Here is a 16755-nt window from a genome sequence, read left to right on the forward strand (position 1 = left end):
TATACGAACTAAGGTTTTTTTTTGTCTAAAATGAGTATATTTGCATAAAATTTCGAATAAATATTCAAAATGAGTAATAAAAAATACAGATTCCAGATTATAAAAGATTTAATAACAGATCAAGAAATAAGTAATCAAGACGAATTATTAAAAAAATTAATCGATTTAGATATCTCCGTTACTCAAGCAACTTTATCGAGAGATTTGCGCGAATTGAAAGTTTCAAAAGTTCCTAATAGTTCAGGACAATACATTTATCGCCTTACAGAAAGTGCTGTTCCAACAGCAACCGTTACACATAACGAAAATGCAAGTTTGATTTTCTCTAAAAATTTGGGAGTTATCAAAACAAAACCAGGTTATGCAAACAGAATCGCTTTTGAGATTGACAACACACATTTCAATACCATAATTGGAACAATAGCTGGAGACGATACGGTATTAATCGTAATGAAAGAAGAGAGTAGCCGAGAAGAGGTTACCAATGAATTAAGAAGAATTATTCCCAATATAAACAAATAAACAAACAATGAGCAACAAAGCAGTTTTAGCTTACAGTGGAGGTTTAGATACATCGTACTGTTTGGTTAACTTAACAAAAGATCAAGGAATGGAAGTGCATACAGTAATTGTAAATACTGGTGGATTTTCGGCAGAAGAGTTAAAAGATATCGAAGCACGTGCCTACGAATTAGGATCTTCTAAACACGTTACAATTGATATTACAGACAAATATTACAACGATTGTGTTCGCTACTTAATCTACGGAAACATCTTGAAAAATAACACTTATCCATTATCAGTAAGTGCAGAACGTATGTTTCAATCAATTGCAATTGCTCAGTATGCAAAAGATGTAGATGCAGAATACATTGTACACGGATCTACAGGAGCAGGAAACGATCAAATTCGTTTTGATGTTGCTTTTGCAGTTATTTCACCACAATCTAAAATCATCACACCAATTCGCGACGAAAAATTATCTCGTCAACAAGAGGTTGAATATTTACAAGCAAATGGTGTAAACTATAGTTGGGAAAAAGCTAAATACTCTATTAACAGAGGAATTTGGGGAACATCTGTTGGTGGAGTAGAAACATTAACATCTAACCAAGCGTTGCCAGAAGAAGCTTATCCAACACAATTATCAAGAACAGAACCATCTGTTATCGAAATTGAATTTGAAAAAGGTATTCCAGTAGGTTTAGATGGAGAAAAATTATCTCCAGTTGCATTAATTCAAAAATTAAACGAAATCGGTGGTGAATATGCAATTGGTCGCGACATCCACGTAGGAGATACAATTTTAGGTATCAAAGGACGTGTAGGTTTCGAAGCGCCAGCAGCTTATTTATTAATCAAAGCACACCACTTATTAGAAAAACATACACTTACAAGATGGCAATTGTTGCACAAAGATTCGTTATCAAACTGGTACGGAACTTTATTGCACGAAGCACAATACTTGGATCCAGTAATGCGTGATATCGAAGCATTCTTAGAATCTTCTCAAAATCATGTAACAGGAAAAGTGAAAGTACAATTAAATCCTTATCATTTCTCAATGATTGGAATCGAATCGCCTTATGATATGATGCAATCTAAAGTCGCTACTTATGGAGAAGAAAACGAAGCTTGGGATAGTAGAGATGCAAGAGGTTTCATCAAAATATTTGGTAATCAATTAAAGATTGTTCATAGTTTCGATTAATTGATTCTTTAAAGTGGATTCCAACGAGTCCACTTTATTTTAGAAATATAGTAGAGGTATTATACCTTAAAAAAACACGCGCAAAACATAACAAATGACAAACAAAATTAACGTAAGCATTGTAGGAGGTGCTGGCTACACAGCAGGCGAACTGCTAAGAATATTGATACATCACCCGATGGTTAATATTTCGTCTGTGTACAGTACATCAAATGCAGGCAACCCCGTTACCAAAGTGCACGACGATTTGTTTGGAGAAACTGACATCGTATTTTCGGATAAAATAGACGAAAATGCTGATGTCGTTTTTTTATGCCTTGGTCACGGAAAATCGGCAGAGTTTTTACAGAACAATAAATACTCAGCCAACACAAAAGTTATTGATTTGAGCAACGATTTTCGATTAAATGAGAACCACATTTTCGAAGATAGAACGTTTGTTTACGGTTTACCAGAATTAGATCGCGAAGCAATCAAAACAGCTCAAAATATTGCAAATCCAGGTTGTTTTGCAACAGCTATTCAATTAGCATTGTTACCATTGGCAGCGAAAAATGAAATCAAAAATGATATTCATATCAATGCTGTAACGGGTTCTACAGGTGCTGGACAAAGTTTATCAGCTTCTACGCACTTTAGTTGGCGAAACAATAACGTTTCTTTCTACAAAGAATTTACGCATCAACACGAAGGAGAAATTTACCAAACATTGAATCAATTAGAAAAAGATTTCAATAACAAAGTATATTTCTTACCAATGCGAGGAGATTTTGCGCGCGGAATTTTAGCAGGTGTTTATTTAAAATCTGATTTATCAGAAGAAGAAGCAAAAAATATCTTCAACGAATATTACAAAAACGAACCTTTTACACATGTTTCTGACGCACCAATTGCATTGAAACAAGTCGTAAATACCAACAAATGTTTTTTACATATCCAGAAACAAGACGATGTATTGTTAATCACTTCTATCATCGATAATCTAACAAAAGGAGCTTCTGGACAAGCCGTAGAAAACATGAACTTGATGTTCGGTTGGGAAGAAAACTTAGGACTTAATCTTAAAACTGTGGCGTTTTAAAAAGTTGTGAGTATTGAGTTATAAGTTTTGAGTATGCAAGATTATAGAAAATTACAAGTTTGGAATCGTTCACATCTCTTGGTTTTAGATTTATATAAAATTGTAAATCAATTTCCAAAAGAAGAACAATTTGGATTAATTTCTCAAATTAAAAGAGCATCATCTTCTATACCAGCAAATATTGCAGAAGGTTGTGGTAGAAATTCGGATAAAGATTTTTTACGATTCCTTCATATCTCTTTAGGTTCTACAAATGAAACGCTTTATTTATTGATTCTATCAAAAGATTTGAAATTGATAACAGGAGAAATATTTAAAGAACTTGAATATAAAGTTGAAAAAGTAAAAGCGATGTTATTAGCTTTTATTAAAACAATTAATAATCGTTTAGCGTAAACCGTTAAACGTAAAACTTAAAAGAAAATGAAACTATTCGACGTATATCCATTAATGAATGTAACTCCGGTTAAAGCTAAAGATTGTATTCTTTGGGACGAAAACGGAAAAGAATATTTGGACCTTTATGGAGGTCACGCAGTGATTTCTATCGGTCACTCGCATCCATATTATGTTGAGAAATTAACAGAACAAATTAATAATATCGGGTTTTATTCAAACTCAGTAAATATTCCGATTCAGCAAGAATTGGCAGAAAAATTAGGTAAAGCATCAGGTTACGAAGATTATACTTTATTCTTGATTAACTCTGGAGCAGAAGCCAACGAAAATGCAGTTAAATTAGCCTCTTTTCATACAGGAAAAGACAGAGTAATTGCGTTCAAAGATGCTTTTCACGGACGTACTTCGGGAACAGTTGCGTTGACAGATAATCCAAAAATTGTGGCACCTTTTAATGCACATCATAAAGTATCTTTTGTCAATTTTAATATTGATGAAGTAAAAGAAGTAATTGCAGGAGGAGATGTAGCAGCGGTTATTTACGAACCAATTCAAGGAGTAGGAGGAATTATTTTACCAACAGACGAATTTGTACAAGAATTAAGAAAAGTTTGTACAGAAAATGAAGTGGTTTTAATCGCAGATGAAATTCAATGTGGTTACGGACGCTCAGGGAAATTCTTTGCACATCAACATTCTGGTATCAAAGCAGATTTGATTACGATGGCAAAAGGAATGGGGAATGGATTTCCAATCGGTGGTGTTTTAATTTCTCCAGAATTTAAAGCTTCTTACGGATTATTAGGAACAACTTTTGGAGGAAATCATTTAGCTTGTGCTGCAGCGGTAGCCGTTTTAGATGTGATTGAGCAAGAAAACTTAATCGAAAATGCAAAAGAAATTGGAGAATATGTTGGAATCCAATTAAATAAATTTCCAAAAATTAAAGAAGTTCGTGGTCGAGGATCAATGATTGGAATCGAGTTTGATTTCCCAATCGGCGAATTAAAAAATAACTTAGTTACAAAACACAATATTTTTGTAGGCTACGCAGGTACAAACGTTATTCGTTTATTACCACCTTTAACAGTAACAAAACAATACATAGATAAATTCATATCAGCTTTAGAAACTGAAATTAACATTATCATCAATGGATAAGACAGTAAAATTAGTATTCCAAGACGGATTAGAAATCGAAGGAAAATCTTTCGGTGCGTATACTTCTGCCGCAGGAGAAGTAGTATTCAACACAGCTTTGGTTGGATATAATGAAAGTTTGACTGACCCTTCTTACAAAGGGCAGATTATGGTGATGACAGCTCCAATGATCGGAAACTATGGTGTTCCAGATGATAAAGCAATGATTAATGAAATTGAAGCTTGGATGGAATCGAACCAAATTCAAGTAACTGGTTTGGTTGTTTCTTATTATGCTGATGATTATTCGCATTGGAACGCTATTCAAAAATTAGGAGCTTGGTTAGAAAGTCAAAATATCCCTGGTATTTATGGCGTAGATACACGTATGATTACAAAAAAATTACGTGAGCAAGGTTCTACTTTAGGAAAAATTGTTGCTGATACAGATGTTGCATATTACGATCCAAACGAAGATAATTTAGTAGATCAAGTTTCTTGTAAAGAAGTAATTCGTTACAACGAAGGTGCTGATATCAAAATTGTTTTGATTGATTGTGGGGTGAAAAATAATATCATCCGTTGTTTTGTAAATCGTGATGTTGAGGTAATTCGAGTTCCTTGGGATTATGATTATTCAACATTAGAATATGATGGATTATTTATCTCGAATGGACCTGGTGATCCTGCTTTATGTATTCCTACAATTAATAATATTAAAGAATCTTTGAAAGCAGATAAACCAATTTTCGGAATTTGTTTAGGAAATCAATTGGTAAGTTTAGCGGCTGGTGCATCTACTTTTAAATTAAAATACGGACACCGTTCGCATAATCAACCTGTACAATTAGTAGGAACAAAAAGATGTTTCATTACATCTCAAAACCACGGTTTCGCAGTTGATGATTCGAAATTACCAGAAGGATTTAAAACATTCTTTACGAACTTAAATGATGGAACATGTGAAGGAATTCGTCACGAATCAAAATCAATTTTTACAGTTCAATTCCACCCAGAAGCAATGGGAGGACCAGTTGATACAGAATATTTATTTGATGAATTCATCGAAGAAGTAAAAAAATATAAAAACGCAAACGCATAATCAGAATCACGATGTTAAAAAAAGATATTAAAAAAGTATTAGTATTAGGATCAGGAGCATTAAAAATTGGTCAAGCTGGTGAGTTTGATTATTCTGGTTCGCAAGCGTTAAAAGCGTTAAAAGAAGAAGGAATTAAAACAGTTTTAATTAATCCAAATATTGCAACTGTTCAAACTTCTGAAGGAATTGCAGACGAAGTTTACTTCTTACCTGTAACGCCTTACTTTGTGGAAGAAGTCATTAAAAAAGAAAAACCAGACGGAGTTTTAGTTGCCTTTGGAGGACAAACAGCTTTAAACTGTGCGGTTGAATTAAATAAAGAAAATATATTCGAGAAATATGGTGTTGAGGTTTTAGGAACTCAAATTCCAGTAATTGAAGCAACGGAAGATCGTGATATTTTCATCGAAAAATTAGACCAAATTGGTGTTTTAACTGCTCGTTCAGAAGCAGTAGAAACTGTAGAAGACGCAATGGCAGCTGGTAAACGCATCGGTTTCCCATTAATCATTCGTGCGGCGTACGCTTTAGGAGGTTTAGGTTCTGGTTTCGCAAATAACGAAGAAGAATTATTAGATTTAGTTGAAAAAGCATTCAATTATTCTTCTCAAGTTTTAGTGGAAGAGTCATTAAAAGGATGGAAAGAAATTGAGTACGAAGTAGTTCGTGATTCTTACGATAACTGTATCACAGTTTGTAACATGGAGAACTTCGATCCTATTGGTGTTCACACAGGAGAATCTATCGTAATTGCACCATCTCAAACATTATCAAACTCAGAATATCATAAATTACGTGAAGTTGCTATTCGCACAATTCGCCATCTTGGTGTAGTTGGAGAATGTAACATTCAGTATGCTTTCGATACTGTTTCAGAAGAATATCGTGTAATCGAAGTTAACGCTCGCTTATCACGTTCGTCTGCTTTAGCTTCAAAAGCAACAGGTTATCCTTTAGCTTTTGTGGCTGCTAAATTGGCTTTAGGTTATTCTTTAGATGAGTTGAAAAATAGTGTAACGCAAACGACATCTGCGATGTTCGAACCTGCGTTAGATTATTGTGTAGTGAAATTGCCTCGTTGGGATTTAAATAAATTCTACGGTGTTCGTCGTAACATTGGTTCTGCAATGAAATCTGTTGGAGAAGTTATGGCTGTTGGACGTTCTTTCGAAGAAGCAATTCAGAAAGGAGTTCGTATGTTAGACATCGGACACAGAGGTTTTGTAGCAAACGGATTTAAGATTCCAGAAGGAGAATCTTTGGATACTTGGTTAGCTGAGCCAAATGACGAGCGTTTATATGCGATTACTGAAGCTTTCAAAGCGGGATATTCGATTGAAAAAATTCATGATTTAACAAAAATCGATTTATGGTTTTTACAACGTTTAGAAAGAATTTTTAATGTATCAAAAGAATTTGAAGCGTTAGAAAGATTTGAACAAGTTGAAGCAGATTTAGTAAAACGTGCAAAATTATTAGGATTCTCGGATCAACAAATTGCAGTTTTAGTAAAAGGAGATCAAAACGTACACAGAAACGAATTAACAGTTCGTGAATTACGTAAAAACTTCGGAATTAAACCTGTTGTAAAACAAATTGATACGTTAGCAGCAGAATTCCCAGCACAAACAAATTATTTATATGTAACCTATCACGGAACTGAAAATGATTTGGAGCCAGAAACTGAGAAAGCAGTTTGTATTTTAGGATCTGGAGTTTATCGTATTGGTTCGTCTGTAGAGTTTGACTGGTGTTCTGTAAATGCAGCGCATACAGCATCAAAAAATGGTTACAAAACAATTATCATCAACTATAATCCAGAAACGGTTTCGACAGATTATGATGAGTCAGATCGTTTATACTTCGAAGAATTGTCTTTTGAACGTGTAATGGATATTTTAGATTTTGAACAACCTGAAGGAACAATTATTTCGACAGGAGGTCAAATTCCAAATAACTTAGCGATGAAATTGTACGATCAATCAATTAATATTTTAGGAACTTCTCCTTTAAGAATTGATGATGCAGAAAATCGTCACAAATTCTCAGAAATATTAGATGAATTAGGAATCGATCAACCACGTTGGAAAGAGCTTTCTTCTTTAGAAGCAATTCACAAATTTGTGGAAGAAGTTAATTTCCCAGTGTTAATTCGTCCTTCTTATGTCTTATCTGGAGCTGCGATGAACGTAGTTTCGAATACACATGAGCTAGATGCTTTCTTGAAATTAGCGAAAGAAGTTTCTCCTGATTATCCAGTTGTAGTTTCAGAATTCGTACAAGGAGCAAAAGAAATTGAGTTGGATGCAGTTTGTCAAAATGGAGAAATTGTAGATTACGCAGTTTCTGAACACGTAGAATTTGCGGGAGTTCACTCAGGAGATGCAACAATGTATTATCCACCACAAAAAGTGTACATCGAAACAATTCGTCAAATGCGTAAAGTTGCAGCGAAAATTGCAAAACGTTTCGAAATTTCTGGACCAATGAACATTCAGTTTTTATCAAAAAATAATACAGTTCGTGTTATCGAAACTAATATTCGTGCTTCTCGTTCGTTTCCATTCGTATCGAAAGTTGCAGGAAATAATTTAATCGAAAAAGCAACAAAAGTTTTATTAGGATTAGAAGTAGAAAAAGGACATTCAGAAATCGTTTACGATTTAGATTATGTAGGAGTGAAAGCTTCTCAGTTCTCATTTACACGTTTAGCAGGAGCTGACCCAGTTTTATCAGTTGACATGTCTTCGACAGGAGAAGTAGGGTGTATCGGTGATACAGCAGAAGAAGCTTTATTAAAATCAATGTTATCTGTTGGATATGAAATTCCTGAGAAAACCATTTTAATTTCTGGGGGACCAATTGCTTCTAAAGTTGCTTTATTAGAGCCTGCGAAACAATTAATCGCAAAAGGTTACAAAATTTATGCAACAGAAGGAACGCACAAATTTTTTACAGAAAATGATGTGTATTCTACGCTTGTTTACTGGCCTTCTGATAAAAAAGAGCCAAATGTAATGTCTTATTTACATGACAAGAAAATTGATATGGTGATCAACATTCCGAAAAACTTAACAAAAGCGGAATTAGACAACGATTATCAAATTCGTCGTACAGCTGTAGATTTCAATATTCCGTTGGTAACAAATGCACGTTTAGCTTCGGCTTTCATTAATGCATTTACAAAATTATCGATGGATGATTTAAAAATCAAAACTTGGAATGAATACCGTAATAAATAGAAATTAGAATCTAGATATTAGAAGTTAGAAAGCCTCGCATTTGCGAGGCTTTTTTATGTTGTTAGTGTTGTTTGTCATTCCGACAAAGGAGGAATCTAAATTTATTTTCTTTTTCTAAAATTGAAAAATATACTAATAGTCAATAAAAATCCTAAAAGACTTAAACCTATCCAATAATATTTATTTCTTTTTTCGGCTGATAATTTATACAATTCAAACTCTTTTTGGATTAAATTCTCTTTACTAGAATTTGGAGGAGGCGGAATATTAAGAGTGTTTTTTTTCAGATATTCTTTACTAAGTTTTTCTAATTCTTCTAATTCAGATTGTTCAACAAATTTTAAATCAGAAGTTCTTGTACAAATATTTGTATAGATGCTAAAATCTGTGATAAATCCATAAATTAAATAGGTTTCATTTAATTCGAAGTTACTTCCGCAACCTCCAAACATTGATGAGGCAGGTGTGTAAATAGTTGTATAATATTTTTGTTTTTTATTTGTAATATCTATATTTTTTTTGAAATTTTTCTCGATTTCAAATGTATAAGCAAAAACAGGATTTGAAGAATAATCATAAAGAGTTGTATCAATTTTAATGACTTTTCCTATTATAATTTCATCAAATTCATCAAATGAATTTTTAACAGATGGAAATTCTCCACAACTACAACCAAACGTAAAAGTTGAGATTAAAAATATGAAAGTAAAAAAGTATTTCATTCAAATCAGTGTTTCCTCTAATTTACAATATTTATCCAAACAAAAAATCCACTTCTGATGAAGTGGATTTTTTTATTTCTTGTAAAAATAGTTGGCTTAAAACTCAGCAAAAAAAGCTTCTACTTTTTCTACGCCGTTTGCGTCTAAGGCTTCAACCAATTCTTTTTTGATTTCAGTTAATTCTTTCTTTTTCGCTTTTTTCAAAACTGGTTTTGCAGTTTCTAAAAAGTTTTCGATTTGTACTAAACCACGAGAACTTAAGAATTTTTCGTCTGTTTTTTTCAATTTAGCGTAAACTTGTACCAACATTCTACATTGTTCCAAAGCCAAAACGTATTCTTTTACAGTTTCTAACGTAATCATGTAATGCAACATCAATTGTACTGAAGGCATATTACGTTGATGACCAAATTTCGTGTATTTTTCTAATGCAATTCCAAAAGATTCTTTACTACGTTCGATATTTTTATTTAAAGCTGCAGAAATGACAACATTAAACCAATCGTCTGAATTATCAGAGTTTTGAGCGATATCGAAAAATGCATTATCCGCATTCTCAAAATCTTGTAAACTATAATATGATAAAGCAATTAATTTCTTAGCATCGTACATTTGTTTTGGGTCTTTTGCATCCAATAAACCTTCACAAATTTTGATACACATCTCGAAATTGCTGTTTCCAAATAAATCTCTCGCAGTGTTCAACAACGAATTAGTCGCATTCTGTTCCAACGCTTGCTCGTACATAAATTGACGCGCTCTCAAAACATCCTCGTATGTGATATAATCGTAATTGATTTTCATTTTTTTCGTCTCTTTGTTAATTCGCAACTAAATTAATTAAATCTTTAAGAAAGTACTTAATTATTTATCTTTTTTTAATAAATGTCGAATCACCGTTTCTGCCGCATGCAACCCGAATAAACCAGGCATCCACGAATTAGTTCCGTAAAACGATTTTTTATAATTTTTTCCGTCAGTTAATTTAACCGAAGATTCATCAGGAACTTCTGTCGAAAAAACAGCTTTTACACCTTTATTAATTCCTTCTTTTTTTAATCGTTTTCTAACATTTTTTGCCAACGGACAAACATCTGTTTTGCTAATGTCACGCACTTGTACTTTGCTTGCCAAATATTTTCCACCAGCGCCCATATTGCTGATTACTTTAATTTTTTTGCGTTTTGCAGCTAAAATCAAATTAATTTTCGGTGTTACAGAATCGATGCAATCTAACACATAATCAAAATCAGTTGTTACGATTTCGTGTGTACGTTCTGGACTCAAAAATTCGTTAATACGTGTTAATTCTAATTCAGGATTTATATCCATCAAACGATCACCTACCACATCTACTTTGTGTTGTCCAACTGTCGAATGCAAAGCGGGCAATTGTCGGTTAATATTTGTAATGTCAACAGTATCGCCATCAACAATAGTCATTTTTCCAACTCCTGCGCGTGCAATAAATTCTGCGGCAAAAGAGCCAACTCCACCTAAACCAACAACTAAAATGTTCGAATTTTTTAGGATTTCTAAACCTTCTTCTTTGAATAATAATTCAGCTCTTTCTTGCCAAACTGCCATTGAAATGTATTTTATTATGATTGAACTTCGTAACCGAAAACTGTTTTCCAATTTTCTGCTTGTTGAAGTTGTAATTCCTCGATTGTAATTTTTCTCAAATCTGCTGCAAAAGTATAAATTTCTTCAATAGAAATTTCGCTTGCATCATTTTCCAAAAAGAATTGATTTGCAGAAAGATTTGCAAATATAATTTGTAAGTTTTTGTTTGATAGAAGATTTTTACCAAAAGATGCAAAACAATTTTGCGCAATAATTTGATTGAGTAATTGCTCATTCTTATTGAAACCATGAAAAATAAACGGAATCGTCAATTTCATTTGTTTTCGAATGTGTAAAATTTCTTGATAAGCGCGAACCGAATGTATAATGACTGGAAGTTGATGTTGGGTTGCAATTTCTAATTGTTTTTCAAAAACATTGATTTGTAATTCAAAATCTGTTTCGCACAATTTATCCAATCCAATTTCCCCAATCGCCAAACAGTTTTTATTCGAAATAGTTTGATTGATAATTTCGATTTCTTCCTCTATTGATGAGGTATTGATGTAAGCTGGATGAATCCCAACCGAAAATAATTTTGCTTCATTATTCAACTCATTTGGAAACTGATTATACAATTCCAAAACATCTGTTTGATGAGCTAAATGATGTGTATGCGCGTTGAGAAACATAGTTCAAATTTAATCTTTTTCAATGATTTTTCGAAATGTTAAAATAGGAATAGAATTTGCTATAGGAATTTGAATGAATTCAGATCATATTTTAAGTCCAAAAATGTTGAAGTTTTTGCCATGGCTTGGTGCGATGGCAATTTTTATGCAAGCTTTGGACGCTACAATTTTAAATACATCTTTACCTACAATCGCAAAAGAATTAGGAAAATCGCCTTTAGAAATTCAGTCGATTATTGTTGCGTATACGTTAACAATCGCTTTGTTAATTCCTTTGAGTGGTTGGCTTTCGGATAAATACGGAACGAAAAAAGTTTTTCAATCTGCTATACTGATTTTTACACTTGGATCCACACTTTGCGCATTTGCCACAACTTTACCTTTTTTAGTCATTTCACGCGTTATACAAGCGATTGGAGGATCGATGATGGTTCCTGTTGTACGTTTAGCAATTTTATATGCTTATCCAAAAAGTGAATTATTAAAAGTAATTAATTTTATCACCATACCAGGGTTAATAGGACCACTTTTAGGACCAACAATTGGAGGTATTTTGGTTGAAACTTTATCATGGCATTGGATTTTCATCGTGAATATTCCATTCGGAATTATTGCACTTTGGATGACAACTTTTGCGATCCCCGATTTTAAACATCCAGTTTTTAAATTTGATATCAGAGGTTTGATTCTTTTTAGTGGAGGAGTTACTGTCTTAACATTGATTATGGAATTGACATCTTCTCGTGTGATTGGCCTGCAAACTGTATTGGCATTGACTGTAGTTTCTGCCTTTTTGATTGGTTTGTATATTTATCATGCAAAACATAAACAACATCCTTTAATCGATTTGAATTTGTTTAACATTAGAACTTTGCGAATTGGTATTATAGGAAATCTTATTACACGATTAGGAATTGGAGGAATACCTTTTCTTATTCCGCTTTTATTGCAAGTTGGTTATGGATATTCGGCTACTGTAGCGGGATTAATTATGATTCCATCTGCAACAAGTAACATTATTGCAAAATCGTTTGTTGTGCCAATTGTGAATAAATTTGGTTATCGAAATACGTTGATTTCCAATACAATAACTTTAGGATTAATCATTTGTATGTTTTTCTTTTTAGAATCGAAATCACCAATTTATTATATCATTCCGTTAATGGTTTTGAATGGATTTTTTAGTTCAATTCAATTTACGGCGATGAATACCTTGTCTTTAGCCGATTTGGACGAAAATACATCCAGCGAAGGGAATAGTTTATTATCGGTTACACAACAATTATCACTAACATTTGGAATTTCTGTAGCTGCATTAATTTTAGGTGTTTTTAGACAAGCAGGATTTGTAAATGGAGTGGAAGTACAAGCTTTTCGTTATTCATTTTTGACGATGGGCGTGATGACAATTTTATCAACTTACATCTTTTTCAAATTAAGAGAATCTGATGGCGCTTCAATGTCGGGGAAGAAATAAAATTTAGAACATAAAAAAATCTCTACCAAGTAGAGATTTTTTTCGTTTTATATTATTTTGATTTAATCATTGTAAAAATGATGGCGAAGTTCACCTTTCAAGTTTGCTTCGTATTGCGTTTTGAATTCTTCTTTCGAAAGGTTTTGACCTAATAAATAAATGGCTTTGGTAATTGCAGCTTCCATTGTCAAATCATAACTCGAAATTGCGCCCATATTTAGTAACGCATCACTTGTAGCATAACGTCCAAGTTCTACCATTCCGCCAGCACATTGCGTGTTGATGATAAGATGAACTCCTTTATTCGTTACTTCTTCCAGCAATTCAATAAACCAACTATCGGTAAAAATATTTCCTGTTCCGAAAGCCTCAATAATAAAAGCTTTCATGTTCGGAGCGTTTAAAACACTTTCGATAAAAGAACGATTCATTCCAGGGAAAATCTTCAAGACACCAACATCAGCATTTAGATTTTTGTTGATCGAAAGTTTATCCGTAACAACATTTTTTAACAATAAATCTTCTTTCACTTCCAGATGAACACCGGAAACTCCAATTACTGGATAATTCGGCGACTCGAAAGCATCAAAGTTTTCTGCATTAATCTTAGTTGTTCTATTCGCACGGAACAATTTATATTCAAAATACACGCAAACTTCTTTGATAATTGGTTTATCATTTTTGCGTAATGAAGCCAATTGAATCGAAGTAATTAAATTTTCTTTTGCATCTGTACGCAAATCTCCAATTGGTAATTGCGAACCAGTGAAAATGACAGGTTTTTCAAGATTATCAATCATAAAACTCATTGCAGAAGCCGTATACGCCATTGTATCTGTTCCGTGCAAAACAACAAAACCATCATAGTTTTCGTAGTTTTGTTGAATGGTTTCGGCAATTTCTATCCAATATTTAGGTTTCATATCAGACGAATCTATAGGCGTATCGAAACTATGATAATCGAAAGAACAATCTAACAGACCCAATTCCGGAATTTGTTTCAACAAATTATCAAAATTGAAAGGTTTCAAGGATTGGTCACCATAATCTTTCGCCATTCCAATTGTTCCTCCTGTGTAAATTAATAAAATTTTTGTTTGCATGCGGTTTGATTAATTTCTGGTTAAAATTAACCATTATAAAAAATCTGTACAACATCTTTTCTTAAACTCCGATATTTTGTAAATTGGATAAATAATTGTGAACATAAATTTAAACTATCAACTTGATGAAACTATTACTTTTAGCCATTACAACTTTGTTAACATCAGCTTATGTTAATGCACAATCTGATGAAGGATTGTTTGAAGTTGAGTACGAAATGAACGGACAAGAACTGAAATCTTTTGCTTTTTCTACGGATAATTGTGCGCAGAATTTGATTGTGAAATCGTGGGAAAATTGGGTAACGAACAAAGAAGGTTCTTCTGCTTTTTTGAAAAGACATGAAGCGAGTAATATCAAGTTCAAAAATTCGCAAGATGTGTATAAATCTGTGATTAGTTTGGTTGATGAAGAAAATGGAAAAACGACCGTGATTAATACATTAACAGATCAAAATGGAATGACATTTAATAGTAATTCGGCAGAGTTTGATAAAATTTATGCGCAATTGCAAGATTTAGCGACTAAAACGAAGCAAGGTTGTGTACGAAATGAGTTGAGGTTAGCGAACGAAAATATGATTCGATTGACTAAAGAAAATGCGGATGCTCAGTTGAAAAAAGGAAGTTCGATCAAATCTTATTTAAAAAATAATAATGCCTTATTGAAATTAGAAAGTAAAAAGCAGGCTTTGGGTGATAAATTGGAGTTAGTCGTAAATCAATTGGAAAGAGAATCGAATGATAAAGTAACCGACGGTTTGATGAAGAAAAAGATAAAAACAGAAAATTCTTTGCGATCGATAGAAGATCAAGTAGTAACATTGAGCGGAAAAATACAAACTGCCGAAGAGAATGATAAAGGTTTGGATGCAAAAATTAATCAATTAACAAGTCAAATTCACCAACAACGCTCGATTACAGAAAATTTAAAAAAGAAATTTTCGTCAATTGCACGATAATTGTTAGAGAAATTATATATTTACTAAATATCAACAAATAAATATTATTAAAATCAACTCGTTATGGGATTATTTTCATTTATCAAAAATGCCGGAGAAAAAGTCTTCGGAGGTGCAGAAACACCAGAAGAAAAAGCAGCTAAAGTACAAGAACAAGTTGCAAAACAAGGATTTGATTTGTCAGGAGTAACTTTTTCTGCTGATGGAGATAAAATTGTAGTAGCTGGACAAGCGTTGGACATCAATGAGAAACAAAAAATTTTAGCAACAGCAGGTAACATTGATGGAGTGGAAGGAGTAGAAGATCAATTAACATTGAAAACACCTTTGAAAATCGAAATTCCAGATTTATCTAAGACAATGTACACTGTAAAAAGTGGAGATTCTTTATCTAAAATTGCCAAAGAAGTTTACGGAGATCCAATGCAATACCCAAAAATTTTCGAAGCAAACAAACCAATGTTAAAACACGAAGATAAGATTTATCCAGGTCAAGTTTTGTATATTCCTCAGGATTAATACAATAGAAATAAAATATTCACGTTAAAACTCCTACAACCAAATGATTGTAGGAGTTTTATGTTTTTACAGCATGGTTTTTGCGGAATATTTACTCGCAATAAAAAATAATAGCATATATTCGTATAACTGAAATAAAAAAATAATTATGAAAGTTTCAATTTTGCCAGTAGCGGTTATCGCTGCTTCAACTTTATTTAGTTGTGTGAGTCAGAAGAAGTATGATGAATTACAAAATAAATTCAACTCTGCTTATTCTGAGAACCAAGGATGTCAAACAGAATTGGCTGTAGCGAAAGCTAAATTAGCTAATTTTGAATCTAACCAAGGTCAGTACGAAAACACAGTTCAGAGTGAAAGAAATCAAATTAAACAATTACAAGAGCAATTGAAAAATTGTATTAATGGTGGTTCTAAAAATGTTTCTGAATTAGTGAACGAAATCAATCAGTCTAACAAATACATCAAACATTTGATTGATGCGAAAAGCAAATCGGATAGTTTGAATATGGTTTTAACAAACAACTTGACGCGTTCTTTATCTAGCAACGAAGCAAAAGATGTTGATGTTAAAGTATTAAAAGGTGTTGTTTACATCTCGTTAGCTGATAACATGTTGTACAAATCTGGTAGTTACGAAATTTCGCCTGCTGCAGGAGAAACTTTAAGTAAAATTGCGAAAATCATCAACGATTATAAAGATTACGATGTATTGATTGAAGGTAACACAGATAATGTGCCAATTTCTAAACCAAACATCCGTAACAACTGGGATTTATCTGCTTTACGTGCATCTTCTGTTGTACAAGCATTACAAAACCAATACGGTGTTGATGGTAAACGTTTAACAGCTGGTGGACGTGGAGAATATAACCCATTAACTACAAATGCTACTGCAGAAGGAAAATCTAAAAACCGTCGTACACAAATTATTATCTTACCTAAGTTAGATCAATTTATGGATTTAATTGGGCAAGCTCCAAAAAACTAATTTTGATAAAAAAATCAAATTAATATAAGGACTGTCTCTTAAAGTGTG

General features: G+C 32.8%; 16 protein-coding genes. 11 read left to right on the forward strand and 5 right to left on the reverse strand.

Annotated features, from left to right (window positions below):
* Positions 1 to 69: 69 nt before the first annotated feature.
* From B3R94_RS04685 to carB, 7 genes are all read left to right on the forward strand, one after another.
* Positions 70 to 522 (forward strand): arginine repressor, encoded by a 453-nt coding sequence (locus B3R94_RS04685; RefSeq protein WP_038336857.1) that lies wholly within the window; start codon positions 70 to 72, stop codon positions 520 to 522.
* Positions 523 to 529: 7 nt separating this feature from the next.
* Positions 530 to 1711, forward strand: a complete 1182-nt coding sequence (gene argG / locus B3R94_RS04690; RefSeq protein ID WP_125350294.1) for an argininosuccinate synthase — start codon at positions 530 to 532, stop codon at positions 1709 to 1711.
* Between the two features lie 94 nt (positions 1712 to 1805).
* Complete coding sequence (argC, locus tag B3R94_RS04695) at positions 1806 to 2792, forward strand: N-acetyl-gamma-glutamyl-phosphate reductase (protein ID WP_291098990.1); 987 nt, start codon at positions 1806 to 1808, stop codon at positions 2790 to 2792.
* Positions 2793 to 2825: 33 nt separating this feature from the next.
* The gene (locus B3R94_RS04700) at positions 2826 to 3188 is read left to right on the forward strand and encodes a four helix bundle protein (protein WP_291098993.1); all 363 of its coding nucleotides are present in this window, start codon (positions 2826 to 2828) and stop codon (positions 3186 to 3188) included.
* A gap of 27 nt (positions 3189 to 3215) precedes the next feature.
* A complete protein-coding gene (locus tag B3R94_RS04705; RefSeq protein ID WP_114999099.1) occupies positions 3216 to 4352 on the forward strand; it encodes an aspartate aminotransferase family protein in 1137 nt (378 codons plus the stop codon).
* Positions 4345 to 5433, forward strand: coding sequence for a glutamine-hydrolyzing carbamoyl-phosphate synthase small subunit (carA, locus tag B3R94_RS04710; RefSeq protein ID WP_291098996.1), 1089 nt, complete (start codon positions 4345 to 4347; stop codon positions 5431 to 5433). Before B3R94_RS04705 ends, carA begins: the two co-directional genes overlap by 8 nt.
* Before the next feature lie 11 nt (positions 5434 to 5444).
* Entirely contained in the window at positions 5445 to 8675 is a 3231-nt protein-coding gene (carB, locus tag B3R94_RS04715; protein ID WP_291098999.1) for a carbamoyl-phosphate synthase (glutamine-hydrolyzing) large subunit, read from the forward strand.
* Between the two features lie 101 nt (positions 8676 to 8776).
* On the opposite strand, the gene B3R94_RS04720 is transcribed toward carB, so the two are convergent.
* The 4 genes from B3R94_RS04720 to B3R94_RS04735 form a co-directional block, all read right to left on the reverse strand.
* The gene (locus B3R94_RS04720) at positions 8777 to 9397 is read right to left on the reverse strand and encodes a hypothetical protein (protein ID WP_038336845.1); all 621 of its coding nucleotides are present in this window, start codon (positions 9395 to 9397) and stop codon (positions 8777 to 8779) included.
* A gap of 96 nt (positions 9398 to 9493) precedes the next feature.
* Complete coding sequence (locus B3R94_RS04725; RefSeq protein ID WP_291099002.1) at positions 9494 to 10201, reverse strand: hypothetical protein; 708 nt, start codon at positions 10199 to 10201, stop codon at positions 9494 to 9496.
* Positions 10202 to 10261: 60 nt separating this feature from the next.
* Positions 10262 to 10984 (reverse strand): tRNA threonylcarbamoyladenosine dehydratase, encoded by a 723-nt coding sequence (locus B3R94_RS04730; protein ID WP_280063035.1) that lies wholly within the window; start codon positions 10982 to 10984, stop codon positions 10262 to 10264.
* A gap of 14 nt (positions 10985 to 10998) precedes the next feature.
* Positions 10999 to 11655 (reverse strand): TatD family hydrolase, encoded by a 657-nt coding sequence (locus B3R94_RS04735; RefSeq protein ID WP_286475826.1) that lies wholly within the window; start codon positions 11653 to 11655, stop codon positions 10999 to 11001.
* A 73-nt stretch (positions 11656 to 11728) separates the two neighbouring features.
* Between B3R94_RS04735 and mdtD the strand changes: the two genes are divergently transcribed.
* Positions 11729 to 13132 (forward strand): multidrug transporter subunit MdtD, encoded by a 1404-nt coding sequence (gene mdtD, locus B3R94_RS04740; protein WP_038336841.1) that lies wholly within the window; start codon positions 11729 to 11731, stop codon positions 13130 to 13132.
* A gap of 62 nt (positions 13133 to 13194) precedes the next feature.
* On the opposite strand, the gene B3R94_RS04745 is transcribed toward mdtD, so the two are convergent.
* Positions 13195 to 14235 carry an asparaginase gene (locus tag B3R94_RS04745; protein WP_180905964.1) on the reverse strand — a complete coding sequence of 347 codons (1041 nt, stop codon included), beginning with the start codon at positions 14233 to 14235 and terminating at the stop codon, positions 13195 to 13197.
* 125 nt (positions 14236 to 14360) lie between these two features.
* On the opposite strand from B3R94_RS04745, the gene B3R94_RS04750 reads away from it, so the two are divergent.
* From B3R94_RS04750 to B3R94_RS04760, 3 genes are all read left to right on the forward strand, one after another.
* Positions 14361 to 15197, forward strand: coding sequence for a hypothetical protein (locus B3R94_RS04750; protein ID WP_291099009.1), 837 nt, complete (start codon positions 14361 to 14363; stop codon positions 15195 to 15197).
* A 63-nt stretch (positions 15198 to 15260) separates the two neighbouring features.
* The gene (gene lysM / locus B3R94_RS04755; RefSeq protein ID WP_038336838.1) at positions 15261 to 15716 is read left to right on the forward strand and encodes a peptidoglycan-binding protein LysM; all 456 of its coding nucleotides are present in this window, start codon (positions 15261 to 15263) and stop codon (positions 15714 to 15716) included.
* 148 nt (positions 15717 to 15864) lie between these two features.
* Complete coding sequence (locus B3R94_RS04760; protein WP_181816279.1) at positions 15865 to 16707, forward strand: OmpA/MotB family protein; 843 nt, start codon at positions 15865 to 15867, stop codon at positions 16705 to 16707.
* Positions 16708 to 16755: the final 48 nt, after the last annotated feature.

Source organism: Empedobacter sp. UBA7611 (genome assembly GCF_002484365.1).
GTDB lineage: Bacteria > Bacteroidota > Bacteroidia > Flavobacteriales > Weeksellaceae > Empedobacter > Empedobacter falsenii_B.

Bases quoted from the DNA above. Each gene is read 5' to 3' on its own strand.
- B3R94_RS04685 (WP_038336857.1), top strand. From the start codon at position 70: ATGAGTAATAAAAAATACAGATTCCAGATTATAAAAGATTTAATAACA.
- argG (WP_125350294.1), top strand. From the start codon at position 530: ATGAGCAACAAAGCAGTTTTAGCTTACAGTGGAGGTTTAGATACATCG.
- argC (WP_291098990.1), top strand. From the start codon at position 1,806: ATGACAAACAAAATTAACGTAAGCATTGTAGGAGGTGCTGGCTACACA.
- B3R94_RS04700 (WP_291098993.1), top strand. From the start codon at position 2,826: ATGCAAGATTATAGAAAATTACAAGTTTGGAATCGTTCACATCTCTTG.
- B3R94_RS04705 (WP_114999099.1), top strand. From the start codon at position 3,216: ATGAAACTATTCGACGTATATCCATTAATGAATGTAACTCCGGTTAAA.
- carA (WP_291098996.1), top strand. From the start codon at position 4,345: ATGGATAAGACAGTAAAATTAGTATTCCAAGACGGATTAGAAATCGAA.
- carB (WP_291098999.1), top strand. From the start codon at position 5,445: ATGTTAAAAAAAGATATTAAAAAAGTATTAGTATTAGGATCAGGAGCA.
- B3R94_RS04720 (WP_038336845.1), bottom strand. From the start codon at position 9,397: ATGAAATACTTTTTTACTTTCATATTTTTAATCTCAACTTTTACGTTT.
- B3R94_RS04725 (WP_291099002.1), bottom strand. From the start codon at position 10,201: ATGAAAATCAATTACGATTATATCACATACGAGGATGTTTTGAGAGCG.
- B3R94_RS04730 (WP_280063035.1), bottom strand. From the start codon at position 10,984: ATGGCAGTTTGGCAAGAAAGAGCTGAATTATTATTCAAAGAAGAAGGT.
- B3R94_RS04735 (WP_286475826.1), bottom strand. From the start codon at position 11,655: ATGTTTCTCAACGCGCATACACATCATTTAGCTCATCAAACAGATGTT.
- mdtD (WP_038336841.1), top strand. From the start codon at position 11,729: ATGAATTCAGATCATATTTTAAGTCCAAAAATGTTGAAGTTTTTGCCA.
- B3R94_RS04745 (WP_180905964.1), bottom strand. From the start codon at position 14,235: ATGCAAACAAAAATTTTATTAATTTACACAGGAGGAACAATTGGAATG.
- B3R94_RS04750 (WP_291099009.1), top strand. From the start codon at position 14,361: ATGAAACTATTACTTTTAGCCATTACAACTTTGTTAACATCAGCTTAT.
- lysM (WP_038336838.1), top strand. From the start codon at position 15,261: ATGGGATTATTTTCATTTATCAAAAATGCCGGAGAAAAAGTCTTCGGA.
- B3R94_RS04760 (WP_181816279.1), top strand. From the start codon at position 15,865: ATGAAAGTTTCAATTTTGCCAGTAGCGGTTATCGCTGCTTCAACTTTA.